The sequence below is a fragment of the Sulfurospirillum sp. UCH001 genome, from assembly GCF_001548035.1.
GTDB lineage: Bacteria > Campylobacterota > Campylobacteria > Campylobacterales > Sulfurospirillaceae > Sulfurospirillum.
On the sequence record NZ_AP014723.1, the window covers coordinates 228,899 to 247,417 of the forward strand.

Here is an 18,519-nt window from a genome sequence, read left to right on the forward strand (position 1 = left end):
AAAGATGCTTAGTAGCTATCACACGATTAAGCATCTTTTAGTTTAGGTGTTATAGTTTTCCTGTAATCTTTCGAATCGCAAGTGATGCAAGTGTCAAACCAAATGAAGCAGTCACACACATCAAGCTTCCCATTTCTTTACAAATAGGTTTTTCATCAGAAAATACCGTTAAAAATGTCCCTTGAAAGCCTGTTTTTTTAAGCCCATCTCTAAAGCTTTTAGCCAACATATCGCCGTAAGTATCCCAGATAGAAGCATAATGAATTTTTGTAGGATCAATTTTTTTAGCGCCACCTGCGGAACTGAGTAGTTTGGTATGGGCTTTATGTGCTACGGCTATTTTGGCTTCCATATCATCGATGGCATCAATAACGATGTCATAAGGTTCAAAGTCGAAGTTTTCGACCCATTCAGGTGTGACTTTTGCCTCGATAGGTGTTACTCCTTTATAAAGCTTTGCCATATGTAAGACCTTCACTTCACCTACCGCTTCTGAGCCTAGTTGTCTGTTTTGATTGGTCACATCGTAACGGTCAAAATCAACGATGGTGATGTCGCTAATACCTGTGCGATACATGGCATCTAAACACGGGCTTCCTACACCGCCAATGCCTAAAAGGAGGACTTTTGCCTTTTGGAGTTTTTCAAAATCTTCACCAAAAACACGTCTTACACGAGAATAGCGATCTTCCATTACTGTATCCATTTTTTTAAGTTCTCCAGTTCATCGTGTGCAGTCATATCAAGTTTGATAGGTGTAATAGAGATGTACCCTTCATCGATAGCGCTGAGGTCACAGTCTGCTTTTTCACTTTTTTTCCACTCTAAGGTATGAACACCAAGCCAATAGTACTCTTCACCTCGTGGATTACGATGTAGATGTGCATCGTTGCCGTACATTCTATAGCCTGCACGTGTGATTTTGTAGCCTTTACACTCTTGTGGACTAAGAGGAGGAATATTGACGTTTAAAAAACGGCGTTCACCCAATGGGAATGTCCCTTCTAAAATTTTCTTTGCAAGGTCATGTACCGTTTGTTCTGCCAAATCATACCCGTGTGTAAGTTCAATGTTTTGAACACCACCAACATAAACTTGAGAAATGGCAATCGCAGGAACACCATGCAATGCTGCTTCCATTGCCGCACTAGCTGTTCCACTATAGGTAATGTCTTCACCCAAGTTTGAGCCTTTATTGATGCCGCTCACAACCAAATCTGGTTTACTATTGCCCTCAAATAGGGCATTGAGTGAGAGGTAAATACAATCTGTCGGTGTGCCATCATCGAGTTTAAAAAAATCATCTTCAATGGCAACAAAGCGAAGCGGACGTGTAAGGGTTAATGAGTGTCCACAGGCTGATTTTTCAGAAGTGGGTGCTACGATGGTAACATGCCCTAAAGGACGAAGTGCGCGAGCAAGTGCGTGAAGTCCAGGACTCTCAAAGCCATCATCATTGGTAATTAAAATGCGTTTCATGAAAATGCCTATTATTTTTTTAAAACATTATAACGAAAGAGGCTTATATTTTTAAGAGATTTTTGTATAGACTTCGTGTTAAAGAATGTAAAAGGTACTATTTTGAAATTACTCGTTTCTGCTCTAGAACCATCGGCAAATTTGCACTTGGAACCCATTTTAAATGCTTTGGAGAAGTGTGAACTTTATGGTATCTTTGATGAGCGTTTTGGAAAACCATTGATGCCCAGTCGTGCATTTTCGATTATGGGGTTTTTGGATGCTCTGCCTAAAATTCGTAAAGCCAAAAAAGCCATAAAGATTATGGCACGGATGAGTTTTTTTGTTGATAAAGTTTTATTGATTGATTCTCCCGCATTTAATCTTCCCTTAGCAAAAGCGATTAAAACGATTAATCCAAATGTTGAGATTATTTATTATATTTTGCCTCAGGTTTGGGCATGGAAACCTAAACGTGTTGCGAAAGTAGAAAAGTACTGTGATGTTTTGGCATCTATATTGCCATTTGAACAGCAGTTTTACAATAAAGCAACCTATGTAGGGCATCCACTTTTAGATGAAATACCTCTCTTTAAATTACGTGCAGAGGAAACAGGTGTCATCGCTTTTTTACCAGGGAGTCGTAAAAGTGAAATTCGTAGTCTTTTCCCTATCTACAAAGAACTTGCTTCCAAGATAGAAGGTAAAGAGAAGCTTTTGGTGATTCCACCGCATTATGATTATCGAGAAATTGCAGAGATTTACGGCGATATACATGATTTTAAAATCTGTCGAGACACGTATGAAGCATTTGAAAAAAGTGAGTTTGCTTTTGTCTGTTCAGGAACAGCGACTTTAGAAGCTGCACTTGTTGGCGTACCTTTTGTGCTCGCATATAAAGCAAAAGCGATTGATTATTGGATAGCAAAACAGTTTGTCAAACTTAAACATGTAGGATTAGCCAATCTGATTTTTGATTTTGAAAAGATGGAACCTCTTCACCAAGAGTTTTTACAAGAAGAGGTTACAGTTGATAACTTGTTTCAAGCCTATGAAACAACAGACAAAGAAGCATTCTTTAATCATGCCAAAAAACTTCGTTCTATGCTCAGTCATGGAAGTCAAGAGGCAATGATAAGCATAATGAAGGTATAATCAAAGTTTTTAGCAGAATTGTAATCACTGTCTGCCTCAAAAAATACGCTTTTCATATTAAAAATTTGGGTATTTCCCTTATTTTACACCATAACAGTACGTAGAAAGCTCTACTTAAAACTGTTATGAAGAATTTAAAGATAGAAGTATAAGGAGATAATTATGAGCAATGCAAAAGAACCAATGACCGAATATGGTTTTAAAAAATTAACACATGAATTAAGTGATTTGAAAAAAAGACAACGACCTGAGACTGTCATCGAACTTGATATTGCGCGAAGTCACGGTGATTTAAAAGAAAATGCAGAATACCATGCAGCAAAAGAGCGTTTAGCGTTTATTGATGGACGTATTGGGGAATTAAGCGATCTTGTTTCTCGTGCACATGTGATCGACCCAAGCTCTTACGAGCACGATAAAGTACGTTTTGGCTCAACCATTATGCTCGAAAATTTAGAGACCAATGAAGAGGTCACTTATACGATTGTCGGAAGTACTGAGAGTAATCCTGATCGTGGGCTTATTTCGTACTATTCACCTTTAGCGATTCAGTTAATGGGAAAAAGCGAAGGCGAAGAAGTTACTATCAAACTACCATCAGGTCAACAAGAGTACGAAATCTTGGAGATTGCGTACCATGAGATCAATTTCGAGGGATAAAGTATGTCAAAAATAGATGTAGCCATTATTGGGGCAAGCGGGTATACTGGTTTAGAACTGATTAAAATTTTGATGAATCATCCGCACTTCAACATAAACTATATAGCGACCACAGAAGGTGGAGTAAAGGCAACGGAACTTCATCCAAGTCTAGCAAGTGTGTTTGAACAAGATGTTTTAAAAGCCGACGCAAATGAAGTAGCAAAATATGCAAAATTAGCTTTTCTAGCACTTCCTCATAAAGCAGCCATGGGCTTTACGAAAGAACTTTTAGCGCTAGGTGTCAAGGTGGTTGATCTCTCAGCGGACTATCGTTTAGAGCTTGAGGCGTATGAAAAACACTACTGCGAGCATGAAGATAAAGAGAATTTAAAAGAGGCTATTTATGGGCTTCCTGAGATTAACCGTGAAAAAATTAAAACGGCACGTTTGATTGCTAATCCTGGATGTTACCCGACTGCGTCAATTTTGGGTATTTTGCCATTTTTGAATTACCTAAACAAAGAAGCGCCTATTTTTATTGATGCAAAAAGTGGTGTGTCTGGTGCTGGTAAAAAACCAATGACGACAGCGCATTTTGTAACGATCAATGAAAATATCTTTGCATACAATCCTCTAAAACATCGTCATGAGCCAGAAATTGCCGAAAAGCTACGCCTTGTGAGTGGACATCCTTTTGAGGTTAACTTTGTACCTCATTTGCTTCCAGTCAGTCGTGGAATGTTGGTGAGTTCTTATTTACAAACGAATGACGTGATTGATGCAAAAGCTGTTGTGAAAGAATTTTATAAAGATACCCGTTTTGTACGAGTAAGGGATGTTCCTGTTGATATTAAATCAACAGCTGGAACAAACTTTTGTGATATCTTTGTAAGCCAAAAAGGTAAGTCTATTTTCGTTTCATCGGCGATTGACAATCTTTTACGCGGTGCATCTTCCCAAGCAGTGGTTAATGCTAATCTCATGTGTGGTTTTGAAGAAACCGCCGGTATCCCAATTATCGCCTATGTCCCCTAAACTGAATATCAAAGAAGGCGCTTTATTTATCGCTGATGCGCATGACTCAGCTGAGAGAGCGTTCTTCTTTGATTTTTTAGTCTATGTAAACCAAAATCCTCCATCCCAACTTTTCTTAATGGGTGATATGTTTGATCTACTGGTTGGTAGTGTTTCGTATGGTGTGAAACAGTACCAGCGTTATATCGATCTTATTGAAGAGATTGGAAAAAAATGTGAAGTCTATTATTTTGAAGGTAATCATGACTTTAATCTCTCATCACTCTTTTCGCATGTCACTGTCATTCCTATTGAGGAACAACCTTATCTAGCTAGCCTGCCTAGTGGTAAACGCTGTCTTTTATTGCATGGGGATAAATATGGAAGTTTTATCCATCGTTTTTATACGAGAATTATTCGTAATCAAACTGTTTTAAAAGCCCTCAACTTTCTAGATGAAATCATGCAAGGAGCTATTTCAAAAAAGATACAAAATGACCAGTCAAAAAAAAGATTGTGTAAGCGAATAGAAAATTTTACAACGCTAATGCAACAGAAGCTTCATTTTTATCCAAAAGTAGATGTTGTTGCAGAGGGGCATTACCATCAAAACATTGATTTTATGGTATCTGGAACGCATTATATAAATTTTTCATCTTTTGCGTGCAATCAAAGCTATTTTAGTGTACAATCCTCATCAGAGACAGAATTTGCGCAAAAGCAACTAAGGGGCTGCAATGGCTAAAGAAAGTATTTTAAAAGTAGGCTCCAATGAGATGGAGCTGGTGGACTTCCGTATTTTTAAAAAGGAAGAAAACGGTGTATATGAGGGAATTTACGGTGTAAACGTTGCAAAAGTACGTGAAATCATTAAAATTCCTAATTTGACAGAACTTCCAGGCGTACCAGATTACATTGAGGGAATTTTCGACCTTCGTGGTATTGTTATTCCTGTTGTTAATCTCGCCAAATGGATGAATATTAAAGAGCCAGACGATGGTTCAATCAAGCCTCGTATTATTATTACAGAATTTAGCGATATTTTGATTGGATTTGTCGTTCATGAAGCCAAACGAATTAGACGTATCAGCTGGAAAGATATCGAACCAGCATCATTTGTTGCAGGTATGGGCTCACTCGATAAAAGTCAGATCACAGGTGTAACACGTATCGAGAATGATGATGTTCTTTTGATCTTAGATCTTGAGAGTGTTGTACAAGCACTTGGAATTTATCAGCCAAAGATGGATATTAATGATGACCAAATTGTCAAAGTTGATGGTGTTGCTTTAATCCTTGATGACAGTATGACAGCGCGAAAACTTGTCAGTGATGCTCTCAATAAAATGGGCATGCGTGTCGTTGAAGCTAAAGATGGTATGGAAGGATTGGAGCGACTCAATGAGCTTTACAATACCTATAGCGATCGTTTAACAGATGTTGTCAAAATTATTATCAGCGATGTCGAGATGCCTCAAATGGATGGATTTCACTTTGCGGCTAATGTGAAAGAAGATGCAAGGTTTAAAAATATTCCTATCGTCTTTAACTCTTCCATTAGTGACCATTTTAGCGAGATTAGAGGCAAAGAGGCGGGCGGTGAGGCCTATTTAACGAAATTTGATGCGTCGATTTTTTACAAAGAAGTTTCTAAAGTAATTAAATCGCACGTGAAAACAGCACAATAGGGGTAGAACGATGGAAGATATTCAAGAAATTTTAGAAGATTTTTTGGTTGAAGCGTTCGAACTTATTGAACAACTTGATCAAAACTTAGTGGAATTAGAATCCAATCCAGATGATTTGGAATTACTAAACAGTATCTTTAGGGTTGCACACACGATTAAGGGCTCTTCATCATTCTTAAATTTTGATGTTTTAACAGGCTTAACACATCATATGGAAGATGTTTTGAACAAAGCACGCCATGGTGATTTAAAACTAACACCTGAAGTTATGGATGTCGTTTTAGAGTCGATTGATCTTATGAAAAGTTTATTGCATGCGATTCGTGACAATGGAAATGACACATCTGTGGGCATTGATATCACTGATATTTGTCGTCGTTTGGACATTATCTCAAATGGCGAAAGTGCACCACATGCTACAGCTGCAGAAGAAATTGATGAATCACCTGTACCTTCAGAAGAAGACAATGTCGATTATTCAAAACTAAGCGATCAAGAAGTAGAAGATGAGATTGAGCGCTTACTTAAAATGCGTAAAGAAGAAGATCGCAAACGAAGAGAAGGCAATAGTGCTCCTAAAGCAGCTCCAGTTGCTACACCATCGTTTGAAAGTTTGAAAGATAATGGTGATAACGATAGTGACGATGAAGCACCAAGAGTAGAACCAGTATCAAGACGTGGTGGAGGCGATAACGCCAATACAGCTCCTGCAAAAAAAGAGTCAGCAAGTTCAATGGAACAAACCATTAGGGTTGAGGTTAAGAGACTCGATCACTTGATGAATCTTATCGGCGAGCTCGTTCTTGGTAAAAATAGATTGCTTAAAATTTATGATGACGTTGAAGAGCGCTATGAAGGTGAAAAATTCTTAGAAGAGCTCAATCAAGTCGTTTCGTCTATTTCTCTAGTAACCACAGATCTACAAATTGCGGTTATGAAGACCAGAATGCTTCCAATTGCAAAAGTCTTTAATAAGTTCCCAAGAATGGTTAGAGATCTTTCTCGTGAACTTGGTAAGCAAATTGAGCTTGAAATTTCAGGTGAAGAGACAGAACTCGATAAATCGATTGTTGAAGAGATAGGCGATCCTTTAGTCCACATTATTCGTAACTCATGTGACCATGGAATTGAAGATGCTGCGACAAGAAGAGCAAACGGTAAGCCTGAAACAGGATTGATTCAGCTCAAAGCGTACAATGAAGGCAATCATATTGTTATTGAGATTACCGACGATGGTAAGGGCTTAGATGCAGATCTGCTTCGTACGAAAGCTATTGAAAAAGGTATGATTACAGAGCGTGAAGCTGATGCAATGAGCGATAAAGAGGCATTTGCGTTAATTTTTAAACCTTCATTATCGACTGCAAAAGTGGTAACGAATGTTTCAGGTCGTGGCGTCGGAATGGACGTTGTTAAAACGAATATTGAAAAGCTCAATGGTATTATTGATGTCGATAGTGAATTGGGTCGTGGAACAGTTATTAAGCTCAAAATTCCTTTAACATTAGCGATTATTCAAGCGTTACTTGTTGGAGCGCAAGAAGAGTACTATGCTATTCCATTAGCATCTGTTTTAGAAACTGTACGTATCCCTCTTGATGAGATTTATACCATTGAAGGCAAAAATGTACTAAGACTTCGCGATGAAGTTCTCTCTCTCGTACGTCTTTCAGATATCTTTGGTGTTAAACAAGTCTATGAAGGTGGCGAACATACTTATGTTGTTGTTATCGGTCTTGCAGAGTCAAAACTTGGTGTTGTTGTTGATACACTTGTTGGCCAAGAAGAGATTGTTATCAAATCTCTTGGTGATTACCTCCAAGGCATTGAAGGTATTGCAGGTGCAACCATTAGGGGTGACGGACGTGTAACACTTATCGTGGATGTTGCGGCACTGATGAATCTTGCTAAAGGTATCACTGTAGATATTCGTGCAAGTGCAGAAGCGGTTGTAAAAACAAAAACAGTACCAAGCGATTATATCGTTCTAGCAGTTGATGATAGTGCAATGGATCGTAATATCATGAAAAAATCCATGGAACCAATCGGAGTCAAAGTACTTGAAGCAAGCAATGGCCAAGAAGCACTCAATATGCTTAAATCTGCTGAATACAGCATTGATGCTGTGCTTATTGACATTGAGATGCCAAGAATGGATGGTTATACTTTAGCAGGCGAAATTCGTAAATACTCTAAGTATAAAAACCTTCCGTTAATTGCGGTTACGTCACGTACTTCTAAATCTGACAGACTCAGAGGCGTTGAATCAGGCATGAGTGAATATATCACTAAACCATACTCTCCAGAATATCTTGAGAGTGTGGTCAGAAAAAATATTAAACTATAAGTGGGGAAGTCGCGATGAATGATAAACTCAATCAAATTCTTAAAAAACAGCAACAACAAGTTGACGAGCCACACAAAAAAGAAGATGATATTATTCAGCTTGTGGGATTTATAATAGGACAAGAAGAATACGCAGTGCCAATTTTGAGTATTCAAGAGATTATTAAACCGATTGAATATACGAGAGTTCCAAGTGTACCAGACTATATTCTAGGTGTCTTTAATCTAAGAGGTAGCGTTATCCCATTGATTGACTTAAGACGTAAGTTTAAAATGGATCCAGTAAAAGTAACGGAAGATACACGCTACATCGTTATGAAAGGAAAAGACAATACCGCTGGCTTTGTGATTGATCGTTTAACAGAAGCGATTCGTATTAAAAGTAGCCGTATTGGACCACCACCAGAAACAATTCATGCTGAAAAAGGGCTGGTTTATGGAATTGGTATGAGAGAAGAAAACATCTTGACAATTCTGAAAGTTGAACAGCTTTTAAAACGCGATTTCTAAATACACTTTAAGTGCCAAACTAAAAAGTTTGGCACTTTTTACTCTTCTAGTACTTTAATAAATCAGCTACAAGTTCAAAGTTGTTGGCACTCATCATGTGAATTTTTGGATGTATTTTTTTAAGCTCTACAAAGGCATTTAAAGAGAGTTGAAACCCTACTTTTCGTTCTTCTTCTTCACTAATTTTTTTTGCTTTTGCCAATTTATCCATCCATAAAGCTGGTACATGAATACCCGGAACGTGTGCAGCTAAAAACTGAGCAGTTCGTAGTTTAACAATAGGGAAAAATCCTAAAATCAACTGTGTTTGGCTCTGCTCTTTTCCAAGTTCTGTTTTAGCATCTTTTAAAAGCTCTAAAAGCATCGTTGCATTTTCAACACTATACACAGGTTGCGTAATGATGCCTACGGCACCATGCTCGATTTTAGTAGCCATTTTTTTCATTAAATTTTTTGGTGTATTTGCATGGGCATTGCAGACCGAAAATGGATAAATAGGCTTAGGTTGGGTTTTAAAGGGTTTTCCTGAATAGTCAATGCCTGCATTAAAGCATTGAATAATATCTAAAAGGAGCGTGCTATTTCCTTCAAAAACACCTTTAACAGCAGGTTGATCACTCGCACTTGCTGGATCTCCTGTAAGACATAAAATGGTTCGTAAATCATATTCGTTTGCACCCAAAAGATCAGATTGAAGGGCAACTTTATTGCGATCTCGCATACTCATCGTTGCAATAACAGGTTTTGAAAATTTTGTTTGAAGACTCAGTGCGCCAAAAAGCGCATTAAATTTAAGACGTGCGAGTGGATTGTCCGTTGTGCTGAAACCATCAACCTTCGTATCGAGCCCAAGTGAGGCTATCTTTTCGATAAGCGGCTCAAACGTTGGCTCATGCATTGGAGTCGTTTCAAGCGTTAAAAAAGTATCGTGTTTTAATTTTTCAATAAAGGTTTCGATCATTGTTTTCCCATAAAGTGAACTTTGTCGTATTATAACTTAAACGCATACAAACATGCTAGTCCTTCTTTTAGCCTAAAGCGTTTTATTGCCTAAGCAAGATATTGCTATAATGAGATTTTTAATAGTAATTAAGGAGCGGCTTGAATGAAGTTGTGTGTATTTGATTTTGATTCAACACTCATGGATGGTGAAACAATCGATTTTTTAGCAAAAGAGCATGGGGTTGAAAAAGAAGTCTCTATGATCACTGAAGCTGCAATGCGCGGTGAACTTGATTTTTTTGAGAGTTTAACAACACGTGTAGGGCTTTTAAAAGGTATGAATGCGAGAAAGGCAGAAGAAATTTGCCATGCGCTTCCTTTGATGAAAGGGGCTTATGAGGCGATTGCTGGACTAAAAGCAAAAGGCTATACGGTTGTTGTTTTTAGTGGAGGGTTTCGTATCGCAACAACGCCTGCAAAATCAATTTTAGGTTTTGATGCTGATTTTGCCAATGTCTTACATGCTAGAGATGGCCACTTAAGTGGGCTTGTAGGTGGCGATATGATGTTTGGTTTTTCAAAAGGCGATATGCTAAGACGTGTACAAAGTCTTTTAAATGTCAGTTACGATAACACAATTGCAGTAGGTGATGGCGCAAATGACATCTCTATGTTTGAATGTGCGGCAAAAAAAGTAGCATTTTGTGCAAAACCTATTTTAAAAAATGCTGCCAATGTCGTTATCGATGAGAAAGACATGCGTAATCTTCTCCAATTTATTTAAAAGAGTGAACTAAATGTATAACAATGATTTAAAATTTTCGTTATGGTGTGATTTTGTTGAGCGTAGCTTTTTAGAAGGTGAATTTGGAGAGCTCATTCAAAACAATATTGTCAATGCTGCTACGAGTAATCCATCTATTTTCAAGTCGGCTTTTTTGGGTTCGTCTGCTTATGCAGAAGATAAAGCAAAACTTCAAGGAAAATCAGCCAAAGAGATTTATGAAGCCCTTGCAATTTCAGACATTCAGCTCGCTGCAAAAAAGCTTTTGCCTTCTTATGAAAAAGGAGATGATGGGTTTATCAGTATCGAAGTTGATCCTTTTTTATGTGATGATGCCGAAGCAACGGTTGAAGAAGGAAAGCGATTATTTAAAGCTATTGGCTATCCTAACGTTATGATTAAAGTGCCTGCAACGGAAGAGGGCTATATAGCAATGGAAGCATTGTTAAGCGAAGGTATTAATGTCAATGCAACATTGATCTTCTCCGATGTACAAACACAAAGTTGTCTGGAAGCATTTGCAAAAGCCAATGAGACATTGACGCAAAAAGGATTTAAAAAACTTCCTCAAGCAGTGATTAGTATTTTTGTAAGCAGATTTGATCGCAAATTGGATGAACAGCTAAAAAAAGTAGATTTCGTAACGGCTCGAGTAGGTATCATGAATGCTATGCGCGCTTATGCGTTGATCCAAAAAGCACAGTTACCAAATGTTAGAGCTCTTTTTGCAAGTACAGGTGTAAAAGGTGATGAGCTTAGCCCAGATTATTATATTAAAGAGCTTTTGTTAGAAAATTCAATCAATACGGCACCTCTTGGAACCATTAAAGCATTTATCACTTCTTCTAAAGAGTGTAAGCCAGTAGAGTTAAGAGCTGATTGGATTGAAAACTTTTTTCATTCTCTTGCTGCTAATGGTGTTGATATGAAGGTAGTCTGTGATGAATTGATGGATGAAGGTTTAAGTGCTTTCAAAGAAGCTTTTGTTGAGATTTTGAACGAACTCAAATAGACAAAGGATGTCACAATGGCAACAGTTGAAGTCAATGTTAGTGAACTTACTTTTGAGATGACAAAAAAGCTGAGGTTTTATCTCAGCAAACTTGTTGAACACAAAGGAAGTGATTTGCATGTCAAAACAGGGACAACCATTAGAGGTCGTATCAATGGTGAAATTGTCTCCTTTTCTAAAGAAGTTCTTGCGTATCAAGACGGACTTACTCTAGCAAAAGAGCTTCTGCGAAGTCGCTTTCCAGAGTTAGTCGAAAAGAAAAATATTGACTTCACGTTTAAACTCAACGATGATTACCGCTTTCGTGTCAATATGTTTTTTCAAGTAGATGGTGTTTCAGCTGTTTTTAGAACCATTCCGATGGTGCTACCAACCATTGAATCATTGCATTTACCCTCTGTGATTAATTCATTGTGTGATCTCCCTCGTGGTCTTATCTTAGTAACAGGACCAACAGGTTCAGGTAAAACAACAACATTGGCTTCAATGATTAATCGTATCAATAAAACACAGAAAAAGCATATTATCACCATTGAAGATCCTGTAGAGTTTATCTATAAAGATGAGTTGTGTGTCGTCAACTAGCGTGCTATTGGACAAGATGCACTCTCCTTCTCTGATGCCTTACGTGCAGCACTTCGTGAAGATCCCGATGTTATCTTGGTTGGTGAAATGAGAGATCTTGAAACCATTGAAACTGCAATGCATGCAGCTGAAACAGGGCACTTAGTCCTCTCAACATTACATACTGTTGATGCAAAAGAAACCGTAGGACGTATCATTGGTATGTTCCCTGGTACAGAGCAAAATCGTATCAAAATGTCATTAGCATCTGTTTTGCAAGGTGTTATTGCACAACGTCTTGTTAAAACAGTCGATAATGGGCGTACGGCTGCTGTCGAGATTTTAGTAAAAAATGCGCGTATAGAGGCACTCATCTTAGAAGGCCGAGAAGGCGAAATTCCTGACGCAATTAAAGAAGGCAAAGATGTCTATAAAACGCAAACCTTCGATCAAGCGCTTTTAGCGCTTTATGCAGAGGGTAAAATTTCACGAGAAAATGCTATTCAAGCATCGACCAGTCGCAATGATATTACAATGGCTCTTGACTTCTATGATGCAGATAAAACTCAAAAAGAGACACGTAAAGAAGAGGCTCGTGTGAGTATTAAAGAACTGAAAGAGATTGATAAAGATATCTTAGGATTGAAACAATAACAATTTATGCAGCTTTTAGGTTCAATTTTGTACAATTGTTCCCTTATTTTTTATAAAGGAAAACTATGTTAGAAGGCATCATTAGAGATAGTATCGAAAAAAAGGCTACTAAAGCACTTCGTAGAGATGGATATCTAATTGCAAATATTTACGGTAAGGGTGAAGAAAACATCAATGCTGCATTTAAAGCAAACGAATTCATCAAAGCAGCAAAGAACAAAGATACTCTTATTTTCCCAGTGAAAGTATCTGGTAAAGAGTACAATGTTGTAATTCAAGATTACCAAAGAGATCCAGTAAATAGCAACCTTTTACATGTTGATTTACGTATTGCACTTCCAGGTGTTTTAACAAAATATTTGGTTCCTGTTATTCTTGAGGGTACACCAAAAGGTACAAAAAACAAAGGTGTTCTTATCCAATCTAAAAAACGTTTAGCAGTTAAATGTACAGCTGAAAATTTACCAAACAGCTTTGTTGTTGATGTAAATGATCTTGATGTTGGCGATACAGTTTTAGTACGTGATATTCAAGTTCCAGCAAACGTTAAAATCATGGATGAAACACGTGTTTCTGTTGCCGGAGTTATTAAAGCGAAGTAACGCTTAGATGACACTTCTCGTAGGGCTTGGAAATCCAGACTTACAATACAAAAATAATCGACATAATGTCGGTTTTATGGTCATCGATGCTATCATCGATGACCAATCTTCATGCGAAAAAATCACAAAAGCTAATTTTAAAGGTGAACTTTTTAAAGCACCTTCTATGTTACTGCTGAAACCAACAACGTATATGAATCTTTCAGGAGAAAGTGTACGTTCTGTGGATGATTATTTTAAGCCTGATCAAATTATTGTTATTCATGATGATTTAGACCTTCCTTTTGGAACATTACGTTTCAAAATAGGCGGTGGTCATGGTGGTCATAATGGGCTTCGCTCTATTGATGCTCATATTGGACCAGAATATATACGCGTTCGTATTGGTATTGGTAAACCAACACATAAAAGTGATGTTGCAAAATATGTTCTTTCTGATTTTTCTGTATGTCAAAGGGAGCATTTGCCTGAAATCATCCAGCATGTAAAAAAGAGTATCAAAGCACTCCTCACAAGTGATTTAAAAGAAGTTTCGCTACAATACACGCTCAAACAAACCCTGTGTGATGGAGATAAAGTATGAAACTTTTTGAGAAATATATTGTTAAAAATTATCTCAAAAATTTCTTTGTTATCTTTATAGCACTTGATCTTTTTTATGTGGGCGTTGACTTGCTTACAAACTATAATAACATTCCGGATTCTGCAAACTTGCAAATTTTGTATGCTCTTTTTCAAGGCATGAATGCCGTAAATTATGTGTTACCACTTTCAATTGTATTTGGTATGGTTGTAACGTATTTTAGTATGATTAAATCCAATGAACTTATCTGTATGTATGCATCAAGTATTAGTAAAAGAGCGCTTGTGAGGCCTTTTTTTATTACTGCTTTAGGACTTACACTCATTTATATTGGACTCAATTGTACGGAATTTGCTTATGCGTATGAATATAGCGCAAATCTAAAAAAATATAACCGTATTTCAAACAGCTCAGAAGATCTTTTTCTAAAACACAATAATCAATATGTCTATTTTAAAAAACTTGATCCGCTAAAACAAGTGGCATACGATGTGACTATTTTTGAAGTAGATAATGTTGATCTTACTAAAATTATACGCGCTTCTGTAGCTTCATTTATTCAAAATCATTGGATTTTGGAAAAGGTAAGCATCGTGCATAAACCACGAATTACCTCTTTGGACAATGATGGTTATCGTACCGAAAATGTTGATAAACTTCAAACTATGGAAAATTTTAAACCTAAGATTATGGATAACGTGTATCAAAGTGAATATACCTTATCTATCAGTGATGGCATTGATGCATTACGCTTTTTCAACGAGCAAGGTGTCAATACCAGCAAGATTAAAGCAACACTCTTTTATCAGCTTTTTTTCCCTTTTTTCGCTCCTTTTTTGATTGTCATTTTGTACTATAAAGCTCCTGTAATGGGGCGTTATTTTAATATGGCTTTGATCGCTTCTTCTTTCGCTTTTGTAACTTTAATTGTTTGGAGTGGACTTTTTCTTTTAAGTCGTCTTGCAGCAAATGGAGTTGTTTTTGCAGAAATTGCTATTTTATTACCTATTGTACTTCTTCTTTTTATTGCCATGTATTTTTACGCCAAACGCTAAGTTAACTCGCATTTAATCATCTTTTGTTGAACTTTTTGATAGAATAGAGGATTATTGTTATCTCTAATAAGGTTCAAAATGACGAAATTCCAAGCTTTAGCACAAAAATATGATACTCCTTTATATGTTTATGACTTTGACACAATCTCCAACAAGTTTTCGGCTCTCAAAGAGGTCTTTAAGGCACGCAAATCTCTTATTTGTTTTGCTGTAAAATCAAACTCAAATCTCTCTGTTTTAAAACATATGGCAGGCCTTGGAGCAGGGTGCGATTGTGTTTCTATTGGTGAAGTCAAACGTGCTTTAGTAGCAGGAATCCCTAAATATAAAATTATCTTCAGTGGTGTTGGCAAAAGAGACAATGAGATCGAAGAAGCACTGCAAAATGATATTTTGATGCTCAATCTTGAAAGCGAAGAAGAGATGAAACGGGTTGAGATGATTGCAGAGCGATTGGGCGTAACTGCACGCATTAGTATTCGTGTCAATCCAAACATCGATCCTAAAACGCATCCGTATATTTCAACAGGTCTTCACGAAAATAAATTTGGTGTTGATATTGAGAGTGCAAAGCGTATGTATATTCATGCGAAAAATAGTGCTTCTCTTGATCCAGTTGGAATTCATTTTCACATTGGTAGCCAAATTACAGAGGTAGAGCCTTTTAAAGAAGCAGCACTTGTTTTAGCAAACCTATTACGTAACCTCAAAGCTTTAAAGATTGACATCAAATTTTTTGATGTGGGTGGTGGTATAGGCATTCAGTACAAAGATGAAACAACAGTAGCTCTTTATGAGTATGCACAATCTATCTTTGCAGCACTTACAGGTCTTGATGTGACATTGGTATGTGAACCAGGTCGTTATTTGGTAGGTGATTGTGGATATTTTTTAACGAAAGTACTTTACGAAAAACACAATGGCTATAAACGTTTTGTTATTGTTGATGGTGCAATGAATGATCTCATTCGACCAAGTCTGTATCATGCGTATCATGCGATTGAAGTAGAAGGCAAAGCAGTAACTCAAGAAACAACGTTGTGCGATGTTGTTGGTCCAATCTGTGAAAGCGGTGATTTTTTTGCAAAAAATATTGAATTACCTGCTCTTGAACATGATGATCTTTTGGTGATTAAAAGTGCTGGAGCATATGGCTTTACAATGAGCAGTAACTACAATACACGTTCACGTGTAGCAGAAATAGCCCTTGAAAATGGAAACGATCGTTTAATCCGTAGACGTGAAAATTTCGATGATGTCATTGCTTTGGAAAAAGAGTACCTGTAATGCATTGGAATTCATTCTACCAGCTATTGGGCATCTCAAAGGCAGATAAATGCAAGAAATAGAAAAATACAGAAAAAAAATTGATCATATAGACGATCAAATTTTGAAGTTGCTCAATGATCGTATGGAGCTTGTTAAGGAGATTGGTCGTGCAAAGCAGACCAGTGGAACAGCTATTTATCGCCCTGAGCGAGAAAAAGAGATTTTGGATCGTTTAAAAGCACTAAATAATGGTGCATTGAACAATAGAGCGATTGATGCAATCTATTTAGAAATTTTTGCAGTAAGTCGTAATCTTGAGTTCCCAGAAAAAATTGCTTTTATGGGGCCAGAGGGTAGTTATACACATCAAGCTGCAGAGAGCCGCTTTGGTGCGATGGGGAGTTACATTGAAGTAAGCTCAATAGAGGCTGTTTTTCATGTGCTTGAAAATGGTGAAGCTAAGTATGGTGTAGTGCCTGTTGAGAACAATACAGCAGGAGCTGTTGGTACAACCCTTGATTGTTTAGGAAAGTTTAGTTCTAAAATTGTTGCAGAGCTCTATATGGATATTCACCACTCTTTTGCCACAGTATGTGAAGATATCAAAAAAATAAAACGTATCTACTCGCATCCGCAAGGGTACAATCAGTGCCGAAAGTTTTTAGAAGAACATATGCTCTTAGGGGTAGAGTTTATTCCTACCAAATCAACCGCAGAAGCAGCAAAAAAAGCAAGTGAAGATCATGATGCTGCTGCTATTTGTTCGCATATTGCTGCTAAACTTTATAATGTGCCTATTATGTTTGCCAAAATTGAAGACAATATGGCAAACCAAACACGCTTTTTGATTTTGAGTGATTTTAAAAATAAAAAAGGCGTACATAATAAAACCTCAATTTTGGCAAAAACAGATGATAAACCAGGTGGTCTTGTAGAGTTCTTGCAGACATTCCAAGATCAAAAAGTCAATCTCACGAAAATTGAGTCACGTCCGACAAAAGAAAAAGGGTTTCAATCTATTTTTTATATGGATTTTGAAGGACATATTGATGATGAGAACGTTCAAAAAGTAATTGAAGAGAATAAAGAAAGATATGATATTAAATGGCTCGGTAGCTATATTTGTGGAGGATGAGAGATGCAATTTAACGGTGTTTTAGATCAACTAAAAATTTATGAAGCAGGTAAGCCTATTGAGCTTGTAGTACGTGAATACGGCATAGAAGCTAAAGATGTTATCAAATTAGCCAGCAATGAAAATCCAAGAGGATGTAGTCCTAAAGTACTTGAAGCAGTACGTGCAGAAGCTGCTAAAATGAATTTATATCCAGATGATAGTATGTATGAGCTCAAAGAAGCTTTGGCTAAAAAATATGCTGTAAAAGAGGAAAATATTATTATTGGTGCGGGAAGCGATCAAGTGATCTCTTTTGCAGTCCATGCGAAAGCAAATCCCAATACAAAAGTTTTGATGGCTGGAATTACCTTTGCAATGTATGAAATTTATGCTCTTCAAACAGGAGCAACCATCCTTAAAACACCATCAGCTGGTCATAATCTTCAAGAGATGTTAGATATTTACAAAGCAAATAAAGACATATCAGTGATTTTCCTTTGCCTTCCAAACAATCCGCTCGGAGAGTGTTTAGATACAAAAGATGTGTATGCCTTTTTAGATCACATCAGTCCTGAAACACTTGTAGTGATTGATGGTGCGTATCAAGAGTATGCAAGTTTTAAAGACCCTGCGAAAAAAATTGTTCCAAGCGAAATCATTGCAAAATACCCAAATACACTCTATTCAGGTACATTCTCAAAAGCGTATGGACTTGGGGGTATGCGTTGTGGTTATGGAATTGCGCAACCAGAAATTATCAAGGCACTTTTAAAACTGAGAGCACCATTTAATATCACAAATTTAACGCTTAAAGCGGCAATTGTTGCACTGAGTGATCAAGCGTTTGTGGATGCTTCTGTCAAAGAAAATTTTGAACAAATGAAATCATATGAAGCTTTTGCAAAAGAACTGGGTTTTAATATTATTGAGAGCTATACAAACTTTATTGTATTAGAATTTGATGCAAGTAAAAACTCTGGTGTGATTGCGCAAAAATTGATGGAAAAAGGTATAATCGTTAGAAATTTAGGATCGTATGGTATGAATGCAATTCGTGTTACCATAGGAACACCTGAACAAAATGCACGCTTTTTTGAACTCTTTAAAACAATTTATAAGTAAGA

17 protein-coding genes and 3 pseudogenes are annotated in these 18,519 nt (G+C 37.1%); 17 read left to right on the forward strand and 3 right to left on the reverse strand.

Translation table 11 applies throughout. The annotated features are described in order from the left end of the window. Positions 1 to 49: 49 nt before the first annotated feature. Positions 50 to 694 carry a ThiF family adenylyltransferase gene (locus UCH001_RS01175; protein ID WP_067173161.1) on the reverse strand — a complete coding sequence of 215 codons (645 nt, stop codon included), beginning with the start codon at positions 692 to 694 and terminating at the stop codon, positions 50 to 52. Then, entirely contained in the window at positions 694 to 1,479 is a 786-nt protein-coding gene (gene surE, locus UCH001_RS01180) for a 5'/3'-nucleotidase SurE (RefSeq protein ID WP_067173165.1), read from the reverse strand. Before surE ends, UCH001_RS01175 begins: the two co-directional genes overlap by 1 nt. 102 nt (positions 1,480 to 1,581) lie before the next feature. Between surE and lpxB the strand changes: the two genes are divergently transcribed. The 8 genes and pseudogenes from lpxB (at position 1,582) to UCH001_RS01215 (ending at position 8,813) form a co-directional block, all read left to right on the forward strand. Beyond that, complete coding sequence (lpxB, locus tag UCH001_RS01185) at positions 1,582 to 2,613, forward strand: lipid-A-disaccharide synthase (RefSeq protein ID WP_067173168.1); 1,032 nt, start codon at positions 1,582 to 1,584, stop codon at positions 2,611 to 2,613. Between the two features lie 162 nt (positions 2,614 to 2,775). After that, positions 2,776 to 3,273 carry a transcription elongation factor GreA gene (greA, locus tag UCH001_RS01190; RefSeq protein ID WP_067173171.1) on the forward strand — a complete coding sequence of 166 codons (498 nt, stop codon included), beginning with the start codon at positions 2,776 to 2,778 and terminating at the stop codon, positions 3,271 to 3,273. A gap of 3 nt (positions 3,274 to 3,276) precedes the next feature. Continuing rightward, entirely contained in the window at positions 3,277 to 4,290 is a 1,014-nt protein-coding gene (gene argC / locus UCH001_RS01195; RefSeq protein ID WP_173636805.1) for an N-acetyl-gamma-glutamyl-phosphate reductase, read from the forward strand. Further along, entirely contained in the window at positions 4,280 to 5,014 is a 735-nt protein-coding gene (locus UCH001_RS01200) for a UDP-2,3-diacylglucosamine diphosphatase (RefSeq protein ID WP_067173174.1), read from the forward strand. The genes argC and UCH001_RS01200 overlap by 11 nt, the downstream gene beginning before the upstream one ends. Beyond that, entirely contained in the window at positions 5,007 to 5,957 is a 951-nt protein-coding gene (locus UCH001_RS01205) for a chemotaxis protein (RefSeq protein ID WP_067173176.1), read from the forward strand. The genes UCH001_RS01200 and UCH001_RS01205 overlap by 8 nt, the downstream gene beginning before the upstream one ends. A gap of 10 nt (positions 5,958 to 5,967) precedes the next feature. Then, positions 5,968 to 6,516: pseudogene (locus UCH001_RS13525) on the forward strand (Hpt domain-containing protein); the annotation flags it as partial. Positions 6,517 to 6,672: 156 nt separating this feature from the next. Next, positions 6,673 to 8,304, forward strand: a pseudogene (locus UCH001_RS01210) (chemotaxis protein CheW); the annotation flags it as partial. 14 nt (positions 8,305 to 8,318) lie between these two features. Then, on the forward strand, positions 8,319 to 8,813 hold the full coding sequence (locus UCH001_RS01215) for a chemotaxis protein CheW (protein ID WP_067173183.1): 495 nt from the start codon (positions 8,319 to 8,321) through the stop codon (positions 8,811 to 8,813). Between the two features lie 46 nt (positions 8,814 to 8,859). Here the strand turns inward: UCH001_RS01215 and UCH001_RS01220 are convergent, their stop codons facing one another. Next, positions 8,860 to 9,774 (reverse strand): methylenetetrahydrofolate reductase, encoded by a 915-nt coding sequence (locus UCH001_RS01220; protein ID WP_067173186.1) that lies wholly within the window; start codon positions 9,772 to 9,774, stop codon positions 8,860 to 8,862. Positions 9,775 to 9,918: 144 nt separating this feature from the next. On the opposite strand from UCH001_RS01220, the gene serB reads away from it, so the two are divergent. From serB to hisC, 9 genes and pseudogenes are all read left to right on the forward strand, one after another. Then, positions 9,919 to 10,539 (forward strand): phosphoserine phosphatase SerB, encoded by a 621-nt coding sequence (serB, locus tag UCH001_RS01225; protein WP_067173189.1) that lies wholly within the window; start codon positions 9,919 to 9,921, stop codon positions 10,537 to 10,539. 13 nt (positions 10,540 to 10,552) lie between these two features. Next, complete coding sequence (locus UCH001_RS01230) at positions 10,553 to 11,551, forward strand: transaldolase (RefSeq protein ID WP_067173192.1); 999 nt, start codon at positions 10,553 to 10,555, stop codon at positions 11,549 to 11,551. Positions 11,552 to 11,566: 15 nt separating this feature from the next. After that, positions 11,567 to 12,769: pseudogene (locus UCH001_RS01235) on the forward strand (type IV pilus twitching motility protein PilT). A 65-nt stretch (positions 12,770 to 12,834) separates the two neighbouring features. Continuing rightward, the gene (locus UCH001_RS01240) at positions 12,835 to 13,371 is read left to right on the forward strand and encodes a 50S ribosomal protein L25/general stress protein Ctc (RefSeq protein WP_067173195.1); all 537 of its coding nucleotides are present in this window, start codon (positions 12,835 to 12,837) and stop codon (positions 13,369 to 13,371) included. A 7-nt stretch (positions 13,372 to 13,378) separates the two neighbouring features. Further along, complete coding sequence (pth, locus tag UCH001_RS01245; RefSeq protein WP_067173198.1) at positions 13,379 to 13,954, forward strand: aminoacyl-tRNA hydrolase; 576 nt, start codon at positions 13,379 to 13,381, stop codon at positions 13,952 to 13,954. After that, on the forward strand, positions 13,951 to 15,009 hold the full coding sequence (locus tag UCH001_RS01250) for an LptF/LptG family permease (protein ID WP_067173201.1): 1,059 nt from the start codon (positions 13,951 to 13,953) through the stop codon (positions 15,007 to 15,009). The genes pth and UCH001_RS01250 overlap by 4 nt, the downstream gene beginning before the upstream one ends. A gap of 78 nt (positions 15,010 to 15,087) precedes the next feature. Next, on the forward strand, positions 15,088 to 16,296 hold the full coding sequence (gene lysA / locus UCH001_RS01255) for a diaminopimelate decarboxylase (RefSeq protein ID WP_067173204.1): 1,209 nt from the start codon (positions 15,088 to 15,090) through the stop codon (positions 16,294 to 16,296). 49 nt (positions 16,297 to 16,345) lie between these two features. Further along, on the forward strand, positions 16,346 to 17,413 hold the full coding sequence (gene pheA, locus UCH001_RS01260; RefSeq protein ID WP_067173207.1) for a prephenate dehydratase: 1,068 nt from the start codon (positions 16,346 to 16,348) through the stop codon (positions 17,411 to 17,413). 3 nt (positions 17,414 to 17,416) lie between these two features. Next, positions 17,417 to 18,517, forward strand: coding sequence for a histidinol-phosphate transaminase (gene hisC, locus UCH001_RS01265; protein WP_067173210.1), 1,101 nt, complete (start codon positions 17,417 to 17,419; stop codon positions 18,515 to 18,517). The last annotated feature ends 2 nt before the right edge of the window (positions 18,518 to 18,519 follow it).

Bases quoted from the DNA above. Each gene is read 5' to 3' on its own strand.
- UCH001_RS01175 (WP_067173161.1), bottom strand. From the start codon at position 694: ATGGAAGATCGCTATTCTCGTGTAAGACGTGTTTTTGGTGAAGATTTT.
- surE (WP_067173165.1), bottom strand. From the start codon at position 1,479: ATGAAACGCATTTTAATTACCAATGATGATGGCTTTGAGAGTCCTGGA.
- greA (WP_067173171.1), top strand. From the start codon at position 2,776: ATGAGCAATGCAAAAGAACCAATGACCGAATATGGTTTTAAAAAATTA.
- argC (WP_173636805.1), top strand. From the start codon at position 3,277: ATGTCAAAAATAGATGTAGCCATTATTGGGGCAAGCGGGTATACTGGT.
- UCH001_RS01200 (WP_067173174.1), top strand. From the start codon at position 4,280: ATGTCCCCTAAACTGAATATCAAAGAAGGCGCTTTATTTATCGCTGAT.
- UCH001_RS01205 (WP_067173176.1), top strand. From the start codon at position 5,007: ATGGCTAAAGAAAGTATTTTAAAAGTAGGCTCCAATGAGATGGAGCTG.
- UCH001_RS01215 (WP_067173183.1), top strand. From the start codon at position 8,319: ATGAATGATAAACTCAATCAAATTCTTAAAAAACAGCAACAACAAGTT.
- UCH001_RS01220 (WP_067173186.1), bottom strand. From the start codon at position 9,774: ATGATCGAAACCTTTATTGAAAAATTAAAACACGATACTTTTTTAACG.
- serB (WP_067173189.1), top strand. From the start codon at position 9,919: ATGAAGTTGTGTGTATTTGATTTTGATTCAACACTCATGGATGGTGAA.
- UCH001_RS01230 (WP_067173192.1), top strand. From the start codon at position 10,553: ATGTATAACAATGATTTAAAATTTTCGTTATGGTGTGATTTTGTTGAG.
- UCH001_RS01240 (WP_067173195.1), top strand. From the start codon at position 12,835: ATGTTAGAAGGCATCATTAGAGATAGTATCGAAAAAAAGGCTACTAAA.
- pth (WP_067173198.1), top strand. From the start codon at position 13,379: ATGACACTTCTCGTAGGGCTTGGAAATCCAGACTTACAATACAAAAAT.
- UCH001_RS01250 (WP_067173201.1), top strand. From the start codon at position 13,951: ATGAAACTTTTTGAGAAATATATTGTTAAAAATTATCTCAAAAATTTC.
- lysA (WP_067173204.1), top strand. From the start codon at position 15,088: ATGACGAAATTCCAAGCTTTAGCACAAAAATATGATACTCCTTTATAT.
- pheA (WP_067173207.1), top strand. From the start codon at position 16,346: ATGCAAGAAATAGAAAAATACAGAAAAAAAATTGATCATATAGACGAT.
- hisC (WP_067173210.1), top strand. From the start codon at position 17,417: ATGCAATTTAACGGTGTTTTAGATCAACTAAAAATTTATGAAGCAGGT.